The sequence below is a fragment of the Paraflavitalea soli genome, from assembly GCF_003555545.1.
Taxonomy (GTDB): domain Bacteria; phylum Bacteroidota; class Bacteroidia; order Chitinophagales; family Chitinophagaceae; genus Paraflavitalea; species Paraflavitalea soli.
The window spans coordinates 7,339,680-7,358,105 of the sequence record NZ_CP032157.1; the positions used below are offsets into that span (position 1 = coordinate 7,339,680).

Consider the following 18,426-nt stretch of genomic DNA (forward strand, 5'->3'; position numbering starts at 1 on the left):
AAGCCCTACTGATACAACCTGAAACGTGCCGGCGGGAGCGCCTCCCTGCTGCGGGCAACCATGAGGATGTAGTCTGCATACTGCTTTTCAAAAGCAGCCCGCTGCGCCCTGCCAACGATAAATACAGTACACTGCTCAATGCCTACCATACAGCAAGTAGAAGAAGCAACCAGATAATATTTCATACTAAACATTTAAAAATGAAAAAATAACAGCAAAAGCTGCACGCAGCGATCAATGCGGCATGAGCGCAAGGCCAAGAGGAACGCGGAATAAATGCGCGGATTACACTTGTTGATTGACCGGTGAAGCTGGCGCGGGACTAAAGGCTGAGGATCAGCAATGCAGCTTTATGCCGACCCTTTTGGCGGCCTTTATACTTTGGGAGAGATAGCTGTCTGGTAGGTGTAACCTGGTAATGAAGGTATATTTAACCGGGAGAGGTGGGCCCGGCATGCCGCATTATTTTTGTGTGGCAGTTTTTTGATGTTTTAGGTATGAAATGGATGGCTGCTGTCTATTGTGGTAGGATGAGACAGTGTAGTGGGAGTTGGCGAAGTGAGGGCAGATGGAAGTGACATAGGAGAAGAGTTAGTTTGCCAAGCGGGTAAAGCAAGATTGGTTTTTCGATCTTTCAGGCTTCTAATTGAAGCCCTCAGCAAAAAACTCCTTTAGTGAGACTTGAAGGCCGGCTAGTATTTTTAGGAAGGAAACAATCTCAAAGTTTGCCTGGCCACGTTCATACCGGCCATATTGACTACGCTCCATACCAATATGATAGGCAAAAATGTCGTAGGCCCCGAAACCTGCTTTTTTACGCAGCTCTCTTAGACGATTACCAATTTTTAGCATATCCTCTTGGAAATCTTCTAATGAACTTTGGGTTTTCTTGGTAACTTTTTTCGCCATCTGAAACCAAAGTAAATGAAGAGGGCTTTATAAAACCACGTCTTGTATTACCCAGTCTTATAAAGCTCTTTTTGTTGTTTTTTATACTACTTTTGCAGCATAGGTTAAATCCCATTAATCAGGCCTATGCCTATCCACAAAAAGAAAAGTAGTAAACCTGCTGCTAAAGCGGCAAAACCCGACCATTCACAACTGGCATTCCGGCAATCGCTGGAAGACTTCTTCACCAACTACCACCTGAAAGAAGTAGATGAACACTTGTGGGATTGGCTGGTGGCAGGCATTACCCGGGAGAACTGTCTTTACTCCGACGCGAAGGAACGTGCCAACCTGATCTTTTTTTATGAACAAATGAACGATTTATTTGGCGAGTTGTGGCAACTGCATAGTGACCCACCACAACAGCCAGCTCAATAGGACCATGATCCGTACCCCATTGCTATTGGGGAGGCATACTATGATGAGTAGCAGAAAGACTTTCCACGGGGCAAGTTTTAGTTAAGACGGAGGGGCTAACAACGGTCAACCGGTGGGAGTACTTACTGTGACGCAAAACCCGAGCCCGTGGGAGTCTTTCTATATAGAATATGTAATAGGCTTACGAGGGGTTCAAAAAATTAAATTGAAACTTTACCGGCTGTTGTTGAGGTCTAAAAGCATTTTGAAATTCGATGTATTCATTTACAAGTGGGTCATTAGCATGACTTTCCAAGATTTTTGTAAAGGCTTCATCCGAGCCAAATATCATTCTATGCCATCCTGATTCAACATAGTCTGAGTTTGGTCTCTGCCGGATTATGTTGAATTCTAATAACTCTTTTGGGTTTTTCTCAAGAACTTCCCTTAATCTTTCTGTCATTTCAATCCCCTTTCCTTCTGGAATTATTTCGCCATTGGAGGTTGTTCGAGTTGCAAATAGCTTTATAGCTATGGAATAAAATATCAAAAGACTTTGCGAGGGCTCTTGGTTTGATTCGACGGAGGCTATGAAACTATCTTTAATCAAGTCCTTTAGTTCTTCATGGCTTAAGATAAAATAACCATCATCGTAATCCTTTATTAGGGCTTGTGCGAAAAAGTGTATAAAGCCCCACATTGCTTTATCGGCATATATTAAATAAAGGCTTTTGAAAAAATTCTTAAATTCTTCTTTGTTGTTTAAGTATAGGTTTTGAATTACAGGATTTTCGTCTGATTCTATGCCGAGTTTTTGAATAAAATTGACCTTGTCAAATGAGAGAAGATTTCTAGGGTCATTGGGATTGGGTTGATAGGTTAAATAGACAATAGCTTTAATGATTTTTTCGAAAAAGTCTTTATCGCTGTCAGGAGTTAGATTCTCTAACTTGACAATGAGATCTGTTGAAATTTGCCTCATTGTGCTCCATTCTTCAATCTTTTTCTCAATATTTTCAATGGGAAGCTTTAATGCTTCATTGAACTCTTGCTGGTCCAGGCGCCCAGCCATTGAGTAGTCAAAATATCTGTCAAAATATGCAGAATCAGAAATAGTCATATGATGGTTAAATAAAGACCTTTTATTCAAAGGATTAGAAGCGGAATTGACGATATTAAAGATTGACCGGATTAATTTTTCAACCTCTTGTGTGTCTTTTTGGTTTAAAGCCAATTCTTTATAGTTTTTTTCTAGGTATACATTGAGCTCGATATCTTTTTTGCCATTACTGTTATCTTCAATAAGTCTTAAGTACAATTCTCCTGCCACGCCTTCCATAGCTCCGAAGTTATCTGCTGCGATCAGGAAATTTCTTCGGTTGTAATATAAGAGCCGGTAAACTTCAGGATATTTCACACGCAACAGGCAAATTGAGATAAAGTCTGGTAGATATATATTGTGTTTTATTCGATCGTAATTGAGTAGAAATACGTTCATAAACCTGTTTACATCACGGAAAGACTGAATGTAGTTGTTTATAGGAGGCAAAATCTCAAAGTTGGAGAGAAAAATGTTGCCACTTGTATTCTTTGAGGGATTTTCGATATACTGAAGTATAGGTTGACAATTAGATGGTATATGCCTTTGCAACTCTGAAAGTAGAGCTTTCTGGTAAATTAACTTATCCGGATTGGGTGGCAGGTAATATTCAAGCTGGAATATCTTTTCCAGGTAATTTTCGCTGTTATTAATCAACGCTTCATTAATGCAGGCAGTGACATATGATTTGTCAAAAGCAACAATAAAAAATGTATTGCTAAAATTGGCTGAGTTTCGAACGATCCTTAAAACTTCGATAACTTCTTTCTTTTCCAGTCTATCGACATCGTCAATATATACGACCACTTTTTTCTTCAACCTATTTATGTGATCATTTATGAGATCAATTTGGTCCTGCATCCCTTTTTCTTCTACAGAGGAATCAAAAAGCTGCTTAAAAAATGAAAAAGTTTGATTGTCTACGGATTGTAATAACTCACGGCTATATGTGGTAATCTCCGTTTTAAGGGTTTCATCGTACTCCGAAAGCTTGTTGGCTAAATCTGAAAAGAAAATTGCAGTACTATTGCTTATGTTGGGAGTAATCCATGGATTAAATCGAATTTGGATAACGTCGGGATTGTTTTTCAATTCTTCCTCTAACGTCTTCAAAAAGGCAGTTTTGCCAGATCCCCATTGCCCAATAATGCCAATTGCAAATGAATAACCTTTTGTATCCGTAGAAATAATTTTTTTAGCCAAGTCCTGGATATACCCGACCCGCCCTAAGCTATCATTAGATTCATTCAATACGAAAGGAGCATCTGCAAAAAAACCTTTACTTGGATCATACGAAATCAGGGTTTTTCTGCGATATTGAATGTAGTAAGTTATATAATACAAAAGCCATCCTGCTGGCAAGAAAAGAAAACCATCTGTCAGGTTGAAACTTGAAATGAGTTTTGACGGTATATAAAAAAATCTTGTGGGTGCAAGGAAGCGGAAAAAAACATAAATGAATGTAAATGTCCAGGCGTAGGTTTCCAGAAGTACTGACATATTCACTAGTTTCCAGGCCTTTAGTATAAAGTAACGAATTAATAGTATTCCCGTGCAGATCAAGATTAATTCGATTATGACGGTAGATTGTGTTACTGATGAAAGTAAAGGCGTAACAAGTATAGTCTTTATAATTTCTGTAAACTTGTCTGTAAAGACAAGTAGGAATAAGATAAGAAAGAGAGGAGGTAGAAAAAACTTTCCTTTTTGCTTATAGCGGCTGGCTATGTGGCTACTAAAGTTATTCATGTCAACAATATAGATAAAACATTGAATACTTAAAAGGTTAAGATTGTTATTGTATTCCTTCTTCGTATATTAAAGCCGGAATCTTGCTTGGCTTTAATATTATTGATATAAGACAATTTACCTCTGTGGGTCTATTAAGGTTGTTGCGCATTGGTAAATGGAGTGAGAGCATACCATTTGTGACCAGCTTATCGCCCCACCACTTATTTCTTTCCCGTCACCTTCCGCACCAACTGATCCCCCACCTTATTGCCCTGCACCATGCCCTGTTCAATGGCATCCATGAAATGAATACCGCCATAAAAACGGCTGATGGCCGCTTCTTCAGCCGCTTGCCGGAAGGAAGTGAAGCTACGGGCTGGCAACCCATAAGATACTTCCACACTGTCTTTGTAGGCAAACTGGTTGCCGAAATAATGAGAGAGGATCGTGGCCGAAGCAGATGAGATCACAGAATGACCGCTCAGGTACTCCGGAAAAGGCGGCGTTTGCAACAAAGGCTGCCAGTGCGGATCCACCAATTGCCGGATCGCAGTCTCCGGGCGTATACGGTTACTCCGGAATTTTTCGTCCCAGCAGGTGATAAATGCATCCATCAATCCCATCGACACCATCGTATGTATTTGCATACTTTCTGCAAAACGCTTCTTCGTCTGCTGACAGGCAATGCCGGTAATGCCCAGCCAATGCGCCCCGGGTGATATCTTTTTCAACCCCAGTATCAGGTGACCATCATCCTGCACCGCAAAAGGATTGCAATCCCAGAAAGCCGCAATCACCCGGTATTCCATCGGCATCTCTTTCGTGGTCGTATAATTGCGCATCATGAGCCGGTAGAATTCGGAATTTTTATCCGTAGCAAAAGCTACCGGGCGCGCCGGTATGAACTGCGATGCTGAATCCAGCGTAAAAGACCTCACCGTATTGAAATAAGGCTCTACAGCCGCCAAATAGGCTGGCGCCGTAGGATACCAGCAGCCTGGCTTATTGACCGGTGTATACCGGGGGTAGTTACTGATGCGGTTGTACCGGTCACTCCTGGCATAAGCCAGTATCTTCTTGCTTACCCAGGATGCATAACCCAATGATTGTTCCACCACCTCCTCCGGAAAACCGGTCTTCTTACAGGAGTCCATAAACCGCTGCTCATATTCACCGATCAGCTTGCCCGAAGGTTGCATCTTCTTCGCCGTTTCCATCATCGCCAGCAAAGCACTCAACTGCACATGATAACCCCGCAGCGAATCGGGTTTGTGTATGACCGGGTAATCATTCAATATGCCACGCATGCCTTTCATGGTGGAATCATTTTGCACCAGCACTTCATACCCCGACAGACACGCATAAGAAAAAAAGCGCGCCGCCAATGGTGGATTCGTAATATCGTGGATCATTACCTCTGTCATTTGCGTTACCACACGACTAATATCTTCCGTAGCAAAAGAGGGCAATACTTTGGGCGACTGGCGGCAGCCGCTGAAGCCTGTTAATAAAGTGACTACTATTGTATAGACAATACGCATATTAGTGGATTGTATAAGCCGTAAGAGGTTGTTGATTGATGCCGAATAGCAATGTGTTGTCAAAAGCAAGCACACTGCGTACATCGCCCGACAGGTGAAAGCCCGAAGCCTGCTGCGGCACATACGTGAAATGGCCCTTGCCATCTCCCCGCAGCAGCACCCCAAAATTGGCGTCATACTTCCCAAACCGCAGCCGCGCATGGTTGATATTGCCGCACAACAGCAGGTCTGTTGCACCATCCTTATTGTAATCAAGCGGCGTGATCGTATACACCGGGGAAAGCTGCGCCTGCAAGGGCAATGGTTGCAGGTGAAACCTGCCATCTGCCCCGCTTTCAAAATAAGCCGTGGCCAGGTAATTGGCCTGGAGATTATTGACCCCTGTTAATTCTTCCTTGGTGAAGATACTTTCCATCGTAGCATCCGCATAACTTTTATAATCCGCAAACCGCGTACGCATGATGCTCATCTGGTCCAGCAGTTCATCCCGCGTTACATAAGGATAATTTTTCCCTTGAATATAAAAGCAGAAGATAGGATCAACAGAACCATTGTCATCAAAGTCTTTGTAGTAAAGCGTGGCCGGTTCCTGCTCACTCGCCCGGCATTGCGTATTCAATCCCATATTGCCGATCACCAGGTCAGGTTTTCCATCTTTGTTGAAATCACCCACCGTAAGCCGGTTCCACCAGCCGGCATAATCCTTATCAAAATACCGCCGCGTAGACAGCTCCAGTTTCTTATGCTGCTGCACATATACCTGCACCGGCATCCATTCGCCGATAACAACCAGGTCCTTCTGCTGATCTCCGTTGAGGTCGATCCACGCAGCATCCGTTACCATACCCGCTTTTTGCAAGCCTGGCGCCAGGGTGCCGATCTGGTCCGTATAATGTCCCTTGCCATCATTGATCAATAAATAACTGGCCGGTATCTCCGGGTACCGGGCAGGTATTACCCGGCTGCCCACAAACAGGTCGGGAAACCCATCACCATTCACATCGTTCACGCGTACACAACTTTTGCTTACCCGCATGGCAGGCAAAGCGCCCGTACTTTTCGTAAATCCTCCTTTGCCATTATTGAGGTAAAGCCGGTCCTGCAGCAAGCCATCATCCGGCAGATAGTTGTGGTAACCCCCGCTGGCTACATAGATATCCATCTGGCCATCTCCATTGGCATCCAGGAACGCAGCATCAGCATCTTCACTGCCTTTATCGGCCTCAAATGCCGCCTGCGGACTGGCCATAAAACGACCACCCTTTTGCTGCAAGTAAAGAACGGCTGCCTGTCCACTGCCACCGCCTGCATATACATCCTCCAGTCCATCCCCATTCACATCTCCTTTCACCAGGCAAGGCCCATTAAAAGACAGCGGGTTCAACAGCAGCGGTTGCCGTTTAAAATCATTGATCGTATTGGTCGTATAGGTACGTTGAATAGGAGAGGGGATAGCTGCAAATAAAGGCGTCATCATATCCGCGTATTCATATTGACCCGTAGCATCCTTTTCCTGGAGCGTAAGCACCTGGTTGGCTTTCACCTGTTGTAGCACCTGTTCTTTACCACTCAGCCATACGATACGCAGCGAGTCAATGCTGGCTGCGCTGCCCAACCCGGCATGCAATACCGGCGATACCGTCGATAAGTAGCCACGCGAAGGCATTTGTTCCAGGTACTGTTGCTGACCTTTATTGTACAGGATCACTTTCGCGCCAATTCCTTGCGTATTGCCCCCTGCTCCCTGCAATTTTATTTGCAGGTAATGATGCTGGCCATTGCTTTCATTGCGGTAGATAAAGGCAGGCTCATTGATATTGTTGACTACCAGGTCCAGGTCCCCGTCATTGTCCAGGTCTGCGTAAGCAGCCCCATTGCTGTTGGAAGTATGCTGGATACCCCATTGCTTTGTTTTGTTGCTGAAAGTGCCGTCACCGTTATTGGAGAATAGATAGCTTACAATATTGGAAGCTGGTATCCGCTGTACCAGGTCCAGCACATCTTCCCGCCTTAACCTGCCCTTGCTTTGCACATAGTCGTTCATGTATTTCATGAAGTCCATATTCGTAAAGTCACGCAGGTACCCGTTGGATACAAACAGGTCCTTCCAGCCATCATTGTCATAATCCGCCAGCAATGGCGCCCAACTCCAATCCGTATTCGATACCCCCGCCAACTGCCCCACCTCACTGAAAGAGACTTCCTTGCCAGATCCTGCTTTTCCCGTCTTCAGGCCGCCGGTTGGCAATTGCCGGTTCTCGGCTGCCGACTGCCGACTGCCGTTATTCAGTTGCAGCATATTCCGCATATACTGGTAATGAAAGCCTGAACGAATATTTAAGTCAAACTTTTCGTAATTGTCCGGGGCAAACAATAATTTCTGCCGGTGATTATCTTCCGGCAGCATATCGAGTGTGAAAATATCAGGCAGCCCATCATTGTTTACATCGGCAATATCATTGCCCATCGAGAACTGGCTATTGTGCCCTACACTACTGCCCAGCTTATCCGTAAAAGTGCCGTTGCCATTGTTGATGTATAAATAGTCGGGCACCGCATAGTCATTCGATACATAGATATCTTCCCAGCCATCACCGTTGATATCTGCTATGCCAGCCCCCAGCCCATAGGTGAGCGAAGTACTGCTTAACCCCGCTTTGCGTGTTATATCTGTAAAGTGGTTTTGATCATTTTGGTACAACCGTACTCCTGTAGCCGGGTCCTCCTGCTGTAATACCACCAAGGTCCTTGCTTCATCCAGCACAGGCAGTGAATTGGGGTTGTGGTTGAGCAGGAATAGATCCAGGTCACCGTCCCGGTCATAATCAAAGAAATAGCCCTGGGTACTATAAGCTGTATCTGCCAGGCCATATTGCTCAGCCTGCTCACTGAAATGAGGTTTCCCCTGCCCATCATTGCCTTCATTGATAAAAAGTTCGTTCTTTCTCTTTTCTGCACGCACCTTGCCCGAGTAACACACATAAATGTCCAGTTTACCATCTCCATTAACGTCTGCGGTAGTTACCCCTGTTTTCCAGGGCCCCATCCGGCCGCCTACACCCGCATCGTTGGTAATATCTTCAAATACCAGCTTTCCTTTGTTCAGGTACAATTTATTATCCGTCATATTGCCCGTAAAATACAGGTCCGTCAATCCATCTCCATTCACATCACCGGCAGCCACGCCGCCGCCATTATAAAAGTATTCATACATCAATACATTCGTATTGAGCCCTTCCGTGAGCGTGTTGCTAAAACCCACGCCCGAGCTTTCCGGTGTCACCAAAGTAAAAAGAGGAGCAGTAGGACCGTCGGCATTGTTGGAGGTGGCAGGCGATTGACAACCGGCCATTGCCATAAGCAGGGCGGCAAGGAGGCCGGCCCGGTTAGAGTTGGTTAGATACAAGGCAAACAATTTTAATAACTTAATATACGGTATAAAATGCGATCATAGGCAGGTTGTCTAAAATAAGTCAGGTCGCTGGAAAGCGACCTGACTGTACGTAAACGAAAACTAAAACACCAAATGAAAATTGGCTTGCTGTATGAAACTATTTGTCACGTGCTTCAAAACACCGCAATCCTACATTCTAAATCCTACATTCGAAATCTAATACCCCGGATTCTGCACCAACTTCGTATTCGTATTCATTTCCTCGATAGGGATGGGCCTGAAATACATCTTATCATCCCATTTCCTGTTCTCCAACGAATTCACTTCGATCGGTGTATACACATAATTATACTTCGTTTCATCACGCTTATAAGGATTAGGCGCTGTAGCGCCTGGCTTCAGCGTCCCTACGATATCAATGTATTGGATCTTTCTGCCCAATGTAGTAGGCGCGATCATCCAGCGCCGGGCATCGTGATAGCGCTGGTCTTCATAAGCCATTTCCACCCTTCTTTCATTCTGGTAGCGGGCTTTCAGCGCAGCGCCGCTTTCTGTAACAGCAGGCATGCCGGCGCGGAACCGTATCTTATTGAGCCAGTTCCTGGCTTCTCCATCCTCTCCCAGCTCTATACAGGCTTCTATATAGTTTAAGACAACTTCCGTGTACCGGAAGAAAGGCCAGGGAATTGTTTGGCGTGTGGTATTGTCTACAATGCCCGGATCCGGGTCTACAAAACGGCGCATATAATAACCCGTCCAGCTGCCATTCCAGTTTTCGATCGTGCTCGCCCGGGTATCCAGGCCCGAGGCCAGCGTGCCGCCTCCCACATCATACCGGCCACTTTGGATCTGGTTCGCAGGATCCACATTGCCCGAAATCTTATCACGCGGTTTCCATTCTGCGCCATCATAAAGAATGCTGGCATAAAAACGCGGATCACGGTTAGCATAAGGAGCTGCTTTCTGCGCAGGATCGTTCCAGTTGAACTTACTGCCATCCATCATTTCATAGTCATCCACCAATTGCTGGATGGGGGAATTGCCTGCCCAGTTATGGTACCCGTTGGGCCCATTATACAAACCTAGTTGCATACCCCCTTCTTCTTTGGCCAACGTAAAATAGCGGCCAAAAAAGATCTCGCTTTCCGCAGATTTGTCTACATCCGCACTCTTGCTGCCGCCACCCATGGACAGCGATACAAAATTCTTTTTTCCATCTGCCGCCGATACCGGTGCGGCAAGCCCCAGTTTATACCCTCTGCCAGGAGCCTTGTCCATAATCGCCTTGGCCGCATTCTTGGCAGCAGTCCAACGGGCCACACGGTCACCGCTGGGATAACCGATCAACTCTGGTTTGGCATAAGCCGCAATAGTGGCTGATTTGGCTTTCGCAGTAGGAATATCATGCAGATCGCTGGCTGCATACAGCAGCATGCGTGCTTTCAATGCCATAGCTGCCAGTTCATTGGCCCTGCCGGCAGGGAGCGACAGGTCTTTTAATTCCGTGATAGCACTGTCGCAGTCCTTGATAATGAAATTCACACATTCATCAAACGTATTCCGGGCAATAGAATAATCTACATCCAGGCCATACGATTTGTCGATAATAGGCACCGCGCCATAATATCGTACCAGCTGGTGGTAATAAAAAGCACGCAGAAAATGCGATTCGCCCTGTAAGCGTTTTTTGAGTCCGCCTACATCTTCGAAAGTAGCTGTGCGCAGGTTCTCCAATGCGAGATTGGCATGCCTGATGCGGCCATACATATCATTTTTGCCGCCGTCCTTACCCCAGCGGTAATTGACATTCACCCACCCTATATTCGAAGGATTGAGCGTGCCTTCATTGACCACATTGATACCGCGGCCCGGGTGCGTAAATACCGCCTCATCAGACAGGCAGGCCAGCATTTGCTCATCAAATCCACCTTGCCCGAGACCAGAATAAATGCCCGTAATAAATGCCTCAGCCAGCGCACCATCCTTCCAGGCGTCTGCTGAAGATACCTTATCGAGCGGCTTTGTATCGAGGAATTCCTGTTTACAACCCGTAAGCAGGGCTGCGCTGAATAAGGGGATCGAAATATATAAAAAGAGTTTCTTCATCTTGTTCAGTTTTAAAAGGTTACTCTTGCGCCAACATTTAAGATTCTCGCCTGCGGATAGTACTGACCATTGCCACTGGTAGACTCCGGATCCCAGATCTTCATTTTATCTACCGTAAACAGGTTAATACCATTCACATACAACCGCAGACCACTCATGCCTGCTTTTTGAACGAGCGTGTTGGAGAAATTGTAGCCAAATTCAAGATTCTTCATACGCAGGTAGTTGCTGCTCCTTACCCAATAAGTATTAGTGCCAAAACTACCGCTCGAATAATACGTATTACCACGGTTGGAGAGGCGGGGGTCTACACTGCTGGGGTTGTCTACCGTCCAGCGATGATCATAAGAGTATTGCAGGTAATTACCGATCGTTCCTGATTCAGTACCGATGAACAAAAGACCTCCCGTAGCCGCCTGGAACAAAAGAGTACAATCAAAACCTTTGTATTGCAGGTTGATATTTACGCCGCCCGTAAATAGCGGGTCACGGTTCTTGTCCATCCGCACCCGGTCATCACCATCGATCTTACCATTGCCGTCAACATCCCGCAGCTTCATATCGCCGGGGCGTAACTGGTTGGTGGCTGCACTGTAATCGATCGTATTCTTATCGATCTCGGCCTGGTCAAGAAATACACCATCATACTCGTATACCAGGAGCGCAACCCCATTGGTGCCGAAAGTATGACCCTGCGAAAGCTGGTGCGGCTTCAGGCCCGGTGTTTCAGGCAGCTTCACCACTTCGTTTTTGGCATAGCCGCCATTCACATTTACCGAATACTTGAAATCCCTGCCTATTTTATCACTCCAGGTGAGCGAGAATTCCCATCCTTTGTTCTTTACCTTACCCAGATTTTGGGGAGGCAGGTCCATACCGGCAGAAGCAGGCACCTGCGCTTCATTGGCCATCAGGATCTTGCTGCGGATATTGTAGAAATAATCCAGTTCAAAGCTCAGTTTGTTTTGCAATACAGCGCCTTCAAGGCCCACATTCGCATTGTTGGCTACTTCCCAGGTATAACCAGGGTTAGGTACCCCACTTTCTGTCAATGTTTTCACCACGTTGCCGCCGGCCACATAGGTGTTGAAGCCGTAGGTAGAGAGATAACGGTATTCCTGCAGCACGCCGTTGAAGAGGATATTGTCATTACCCATCTGCCCATAAGAACCACGCAGCTTTAGGTTATCAATAAAGCTGAGCGGTTTCATAAAGTTCTCTTCTGATAATCTCCAGCCCACCAGCACCCCGGGGAAAAATCCAAACCGGTCATTCTTCGGGAACATATAGGAGCCATCATAACGCCAGAGGAATTCCAGCATGTACTTTTCCTGGTAGTTGTAATTCACCCGGCCAAAATAACTAAGGCGGGCGCGTTTGAACGCTCCTCCGTTATTGTCCTTCTGTGGATCACCGCCAGCAAACAACTGGTCAATGGCAGGCGAGATATAGTTCCGGCGGAAAGCATTAAAGTTCGAGTTGGTGATCGTTTCCCTTGTTACCGCCGCCATCGCGTTGATCGTATGCGAACCAAAACTAAGATCGTAGTTGACAAAACCCGTGAGGTTCACATTCAGTTGATCTTCGTGTGACTCTGTTAACCGGGGATCGGCAAACGTAGAACGGATCGACTTTGTGAGCAGTGGTGTTACCCCATCCGCTTCATAGGTCTTCTTATCCCAGAAATACAGGTACCAGGGTGTTTCCCATCTTTTAGTACGGCGGATGTATTTGTCCAGTGAAGCAAAGCCCGTAAGTTTCAAACCTTTTACACCAGGTACCTGCAATTCCACCCTGCCATTCGTTTGAAAATAATCCCTGGTGTCCTTATCATAACCCGTGGCGTTGGTGGTGATCACGATCGGATTTTCTCCGTTCTCAATATCTGGTCCTGGCAGGCCATTGGGCCATACTTCCTGCTCTGTAGGCTTGCCACGCATCAGCATCCGGAAGATGGCGCCGGCGCCTTTGGTAGGGAAGAAGCGCGATTCTTCCCGGGCCGTGATGCCCAGGCTCGTATTGATGTACTTGTTTACTTTGGCATCCAGGTTAAAGCGCATATCGTATTGCTTATAACCCGTAGCCGAGTTCTTGTAATAACCATCCTGGTTGTTGTAGCCGATAGATGCCAGGTATTTTACCGTTTCAGATCCGCCCGACAATTGGAGGTTGTGCTTTGACTGGGGCGACCATTTCTTTAAAGCTGTGCCAAACCAGTCTGTGTTGGGATAACCCCAGGGATCTGTTCCATCCCGGTGCTTTTGTATAATATCAGGCGCATAGGCCGCTGTAATTTTATTGCCATTATCAGGTCTTGTATAAGTACCTGTTTGCTGAAAAGCGGTCCAGGCTGCCTTCCATTGATTCGAAGGAAGCTGCGCATCAAACAGCGTCAACTCATTAACGATCGTTGCATACTCAACCGCATCAGCCATTTTGGGAATGCGCGTAGCCTGCGACCAGCCCTGGTTGAAGTCGTAGGAAAGAAGCGGCTTGCCTGATTTACCCCGTTTGGTGGTGATCAGGATAACGCCATTACCACCACGTGAGCCATAGATCGCTGCAGCTGCATCTTTCAGTACCGACATGGTTTCAATATCTGAAGGGTTCAGCCGCTCAAGGCCACCGGCCCTGTCAGGCACACCGTCAATTACGATCAGCGCACCACTGTTATTAGGTGTATTGGAACCGCGGATGCGGATAGTAGAGCCGTCATAGCCGGGCTCACCGGTAGATTGAATAGCCGTTACACCCGGCAGCCGGCCCGCCAGTGCATTCGACAGGTTTACTGTGGGCGATTTAGCCAGCTCAGAACCCTTCACCTGCGTTACCGCACCCGTTACCGTCACCTTTTTTTGCGTGCCATAACCCACCACCACTACATCACTCAGCTGCCCGGAAGTAGGGATCATCGCAATCGTCACCGAAGTTTTGCCCGCAATATCTACTTCCTGTTGCTGGTAGCCGATATAAGAGACCACCAGTATACTTTGATCGTCCGGCACTTTGATCGTGAACGAACCCGTGGCATCTGTATTGACACCCTTGGTGGTGCCTTTTACTACCACACTTACACCCGGTAAAGGGCTTCCCTTATCATCCGTTACCTGTCCCTTCACTTCTTTGTCTGCCGATACAATGTTTACCAACAGATCCTCATCTTCCGCCATACCGCCAAAAGCAGCACTCAGCGATTTGGGCCTGTACAAGACAATGCGGTCCTTGACCATTTTATAATTAATGCCAAAAGGTGCTAATAGCTCTTCCAGCACATCACTTAGCTTTTTGTCTCTTGCTTTGATGGAAACCTTGCGGTTTGCTTCGATCGTTTTAGAGCTGAATACAAACCGTGCTCCCGTTTGGGTTTTTAAGGAATTGAATACATCTTTCAGTTGTCCTTTGTCTACAGACAAGGTTACTACTTTGTCCATTACCCCCTGAGCATCAGCATGGTGGTCGTAGGCCATGGAGGTTAGAAAAGAGACCAGGAAGATCTGTATGAACGCTATTCTCATTGCAATGGCAGTTAAGGCAACAAGTCGTTGTTTTTTCATAAATTTGATTGTTATTGTTCGCTGAATTTCAAGGCACGTACAATAATGTATCCCGCTAACCGCAGGATGCCCGGCTGGCAATGTTGGTAGCATTGTCAGCTTTTGTTTTTTAGTGCTGTGTAGTGAGGGTTATGTTATGTAGTGATGGGGTTTCATATACGCTAGTTTTGGTGAATGATAGGTTTTAAGTATTAGCCGTTTAGTTATCTCCTTTAATAAGTATCCGGGTACCACGTACTTCATAAGTGGCCTGTATCGACTGACAAATGATCTCCAGTTGGTCATACAGGTTTTGTCCTTTTATATCGCCGGAAAACAGGCTCTTGCCCAGGTTATCGTTTTCCGTAATGATCTCAATATGATAGGCATTCTCCAGGCATGCCAATACCTTGGAGATAGGCGATTCCTCAAAAACAAAATTCAGCTCGGTCACCGTTTCCTCCTGCTGGCTATTCGGCAGCAATGGTAAGGGCACATCTACCAGCGTGGTTCTGAAATGCCCATCATTCCGGTTGTAGATCACTTTCTGGTTGGGCTTTAAGATCACGCCTGTTGATTCCTCCGTTCTTTTATTGCTATTGCCCTGTGATTCATTTTCATAGACTGCTACTTTACCCGTGCGCACCGACACTTCCACATCCTGCGTGGCTGCATCCGTCTTTACAAAGAAACTGGTGCCCAGTACCTGCGTCACAATATTGTTGCTGTATACATAAAAAGGCGATTTGGCGTTCTTCGTTACCTTAAAAAAAGCATTGCCTTCCAGGTAAACTTCTCTTTTGGCCAGGGCAAAACTGTCAGGATAATAGAGCCTGGCGCCAGGTTCCAGCACCACCATACTCTTATCTGGCAGGTAAATGGTATCGGGTGTCGACAGGTGGTTAATGGTTTGTGTAAGGTCTTCTGTAACAACGTTCTCCTCAAAAGAGGAAAAGCGATGGGAGTTGCCGGCAATCCAGTAAATACCAAACGATACCGCCGTTAGGATGGCAGCGGCGCTTATCCAGCGTACATATAACGGTATACGCCGTACTGGTCTTTCCGGAAACTGTTCAGCAGCCTGGGGAAGGGTTTTTTCCTTAATAACAGGCCAAAGCCGGTCTACTGTTGATTTAATTTCTTCGTTACTAACAGCCGCTTCATGATCATCATCCAATAATTCATACCACTGCTCCACCAACTTTTTCTCTTCGTCGGTGCAGGTGCCGTCTGAATACCGCTGCAGTAAATGATAAAAGGCGCTTCGGTTCATGGGTAATAGTTAAATCCGTCTTCAATTGGAAGGACTTAGCTATCTGTCGGTTAAGAGAAGCGGTACCCTAAAGGGATTAATAAAAAAATCGTGAAAGGGCACCCAGGGCTGTGCCCATGAGGATAAAGTCGCGCAAGTGCAGGCGCATGAATTTAAGTGATTGGGTTACATGGTATTGAACAGCTTTTTCGGAAAGGTTCATATACTGGGCGATCTCCTTTACCGAGCGGTGCTCGTAACGGCTAAGGCGGAATATCTCCTGCGTTTTCTGGGGAAGCCTTTTGATCGTATTATCTATAGCAATACTCAGCTCCTGTAACAAAAGCTTTGATTCAGAGGCGTTTTCGTCAACATTCAATTGTTCTTTGGCAAATTGGGAGTAACGTTCCCGGATGATCTTCGACCTGATATAGTCAATTACCTGGTAGCGGACAGCGGAATGAAGGTAGGCTTCAAGTTTTTCGATATGGGCTTGCTCCCTTTTAGTCCATAAGCTAATGAACAGGTTTTGAACAAGTTCCTCTGCAACTTCTTTTGATCGTACTTTCCGGAAGGCAGCCATAAATACAGCTTCACTGTATCTTTTATAGATCTCCTCCAGGGCAGCAGCGTCACCTGTCTTAAGCAGCTTAAGCAGTATCTCGTCGTCAAATACTTTGTAATCCATATGGTTGGGCAATAGCAGTAAGTTGGAACCTTCATACAAGGTAAATCAAAAAAACGAAATAATCCAACAACCTTATCCTGCAAATAGTAGTAATCAATCAACGACGCACTTAGGCATACGATTGCATAAATTTGTTCCGTTTACTACTGGTTGCAGGAATGAGTGAAGTAGAAAAGGCGGGCATTTTTTTTGCAACAAAACCTGGAATATTTTATACGGCAGCTTATTGAAAGGACACTGTCGTGCGTGAAAAAAGGAATACCGGGGCCGCACGTAGCCCTGTATTGGTCAACGTTGAATGGATATTAACCTATGAATGTCAGGCCGCAGAAATTACTTACTGAACAGGAAGTGCAAACTGGTTTAAGGCTGGTGATCACCGAAGGATTGGCAACGGAAGCAATGACCACACTCACCGGCGGAGCCTTCCTGGTAGCCATGGCCTTGTTATTGGGCGCCTCTAATTTACAGATTGGGCTGCTCGCTGCCTGGCCCACTTTTACCAATATATTCCAGCTCTTGTCTATCTGGCTGGTGCGGCGTTACAACAACAGGCGCGCCATCAGTGTGGTCTGCGCCTTATTGGCGCGCTTGCCGTTGGTTATAATAGGGGTAATGCCTTTTTTTACAAAAGGCTCCATACAATTCCTGATCATTTTTCTCTTCTTTTATTATCTCTTTGCTTCTATTGCAGGATTGAGCTGGAATGCCTGGATGAAAGACCTCGTGCCCGGCAATCAATTGGGTACTTATTTCTCCAGAAGGAGCAGCTATATGCAAATACTCAATGTGATATTAAGCCTAAGCCTGGCCTTTATCATTGATTATGTAAAGGACAACTATCCCGCTTATGAGCTCACCACCTATTCCATTATGTTTACAGTGGCTGGTGTAATTGGAATTATGGGTGCGTTTGTACTGTCCAAAGTGCCCGAGCCACAATCTTATCTTGCCAGGGAGAATATATTCCAGCTGTTTAAACGTCCTTTGAAAGATGGTAATTTCAGAAAACTACTCCTGTTCAACTCTGCCTGGGTATTTGCTTTGAACATTGCCATCCCTTTCTTCACCGTATACATGCTCAAACACCTGGGCCTTTCCATGACCTACGTAATTGGCCTCACCGTAGTAAGCCAGTTGTGCAGCATTTTCACCATCCGCATGTGGGGTCGTTTTTCCGACAGGTACAGCAACAAGACCATCCTGGCCATTGCTGCGCCTGTATACATCATATGTATTATAGCCTGGTGTTTTGTAGGTATTTATTCCCGCTTCATGGTCAATCTCGGATTGCTTGTCTTCATTCACATCTTTACCGGCATTGCTACTGCGGGCATCAACCTGTCCCTTACCAATATCGGCCTGAAGCTGGCGCCTAATGAACATGCCATCGTTTATTTATCCACCAAAAACATTATTACCGCTGTCTTTTCTTCTGTAGCTCCTTTAATAGGTGGTATATTGGCCGATTACTTTGGCAATCGTTCCCTCGTCATCAATGCGGAGTGGGCAGGCCCCACTGCCAATAAAGTATTGCACCTCGTATCCCTGCATGATATGAACTTCCTGTTTTTGATAGGTGCTGTCCTGGCCTTTATTTCCCTGGAATTTCTTCTCCGCGTAAAAGAAGTAGGAGAGGTGGAGAAAGATGTAGTGGTACGCATCATGCGCAGCAGCATAAAGAACAACCTCAAAGAATATTTCCTCATCGGGAACCTGATATCCTGGCACGATCAGCTATGGGGACTGTTTAAAAAGAAATCTCCCTGACCAGGCG

11 protein-coding genes are annotated in these 18,426 nt (G+C 45.9%); 2 read left to right on the plus strand and 9 right to left on the minus strand.

What is annotated here, in order from left to right:
• Positions 1-5 precede the first annotated feature (5 nt).
• Entirely contained in the window at positions 6-185 is a 180-nt protein-coding gene (locus D3H65_RS28290; protein WP_119053517.1) for a hypothetical protein, read from the minus strand.
• A gap of 457 nt (positions 186-642) precedes the next feature.
• Complete coding sequence (locus D3H65_RS28295; protein ID WP_119053518.1) at positions 643-909, minus strand: helix-turn-helix domain-containing protein; 267 nt, start codon at positions 907-909, stop codon at positions 643-645.
• A gap of 126 nt (positions 910-1,035) precedes the next feature.
• Between D3H65_RS28295 and D3H65_RS28300 the strand changes: the two genes are divergently transcribed.
• On the plus strand, positions 1,036-1,326 hold the full coding sequence (locus D3H65_RS28300) for a hypothetical protein (protein ID WP_119053519.1): 291 nt from the start codon (positions 1,036-1,038) through the stop codon (positions 1,324-1,326).
• 181 nt (positions 1,327-1,507) lie between these two features.
• On the opposite strand, the gene D3H65_RS28305 is transcribed toward D3H65_RS28300, so the two are convergent.
• The 7 genes from D3H65_RS28305 to D3H65_RS28335 form a co-directional block, all read right to left on the minus strand.
• Complete coding sequence (locus D3H65_RS28305) at positions 1,508-3,904, minus strand: KAP family P-loop NTPase fold protein (protein ID WP_162915854.1); 2,397 nt, start codon at positions 3,902-3,904, stop codon at positions 1,508-1,510.
• Positions 3,905-4,356: 452 nt separating this feature from the next.
• Positions 4,357-5,676: a vanadium-dependent haloperoxidase gene (locus D3H65_RS28310; RefSeq protein WP_162915855.1), complete on the minus strand. Its 1,320-nt coding sequence runs from the start codon at positions 5,674-5,676 to the stop codon at positions 4,357-4,359.
• A 1-nt stretch (position 5,677) separates the two neighbouring features.
• Positions 5,678-9,082 (minus strand): VCBS repeat-containing protein, encoded by a 3,405-nt coding sequence (locus D3H65_RS28315; RefSeq protein WP_245999609.1) that lies wholly within the window; start codon positions 9,080-9,082, stop codon positions 5,678-5,680.
• 204 nt (positions 9,083-9,286) lie between these two features.
• The gene (locus tag D3H65_RS28320; protein WP_119053521.1) at positions 9,287-11,176 is read right to left on the minus strand and encodes a RagB/SusD family nutrient uptake outer membrane protein; all 1,890 of its coding nucleotides are present in this window, start codon (positions 11,174-11,176) and stop codon (positions 9,287-9,289) included.
• Positions 11,177-11,187: 11 nt separating this feature from the next.
• The gene (locus D3H65_RS28325) at positions 11,188-14,730 is read right to left on the minus strand and encodes a TonB-dependent receptor (RefSeq protein ID WP_119053522.1); all 3,543 of its coding nucleotides are present in this window, start codon (positions 14,728-14,730) and stop codon (positions 11,188-11,190) included.
• Between the two features lie 199 nt (positions 14,731-14,929).
• Entirely contained in the window at positions 14,930-15,982 is a 1,053-nt protein-coding gene (locus tag D3H65_RS28330; RefSeq protein WP_119053523.1) for a FecR family protein, read from the minus strand.
• A gap of 76 nt (positions 15,983-16,058) precedes the next feature.
• The gene (locus D3H65_RS28335; RefSeq protein WP_162915856.1) at positions 16,059-16,649 is read right to left on the minus strand and encodes an RNA polymerase sigma factor; all 591 of its coding nucleotides are present in this window, start codon (positions 16,647-16,649) and stop codon (positions 16,059-16,061) included.
• A gap of 312 nt (positions 16,650-16,961) precedes the next feature.
• Between D3H65_RS28335 and D3H65_RS28340 the strand changes: the two genes are divergently transcribed.
• Entirely contained in the window at positions 16,962-18,419 is a 1,458-nt protein-coding gene (locus D3H65_RS28340) for an MFS transporter (protein ID WP_119053525.1), read from the plus strand.
• Positions 18,420-18,426 lie beyond the last annotated feature (7 nt).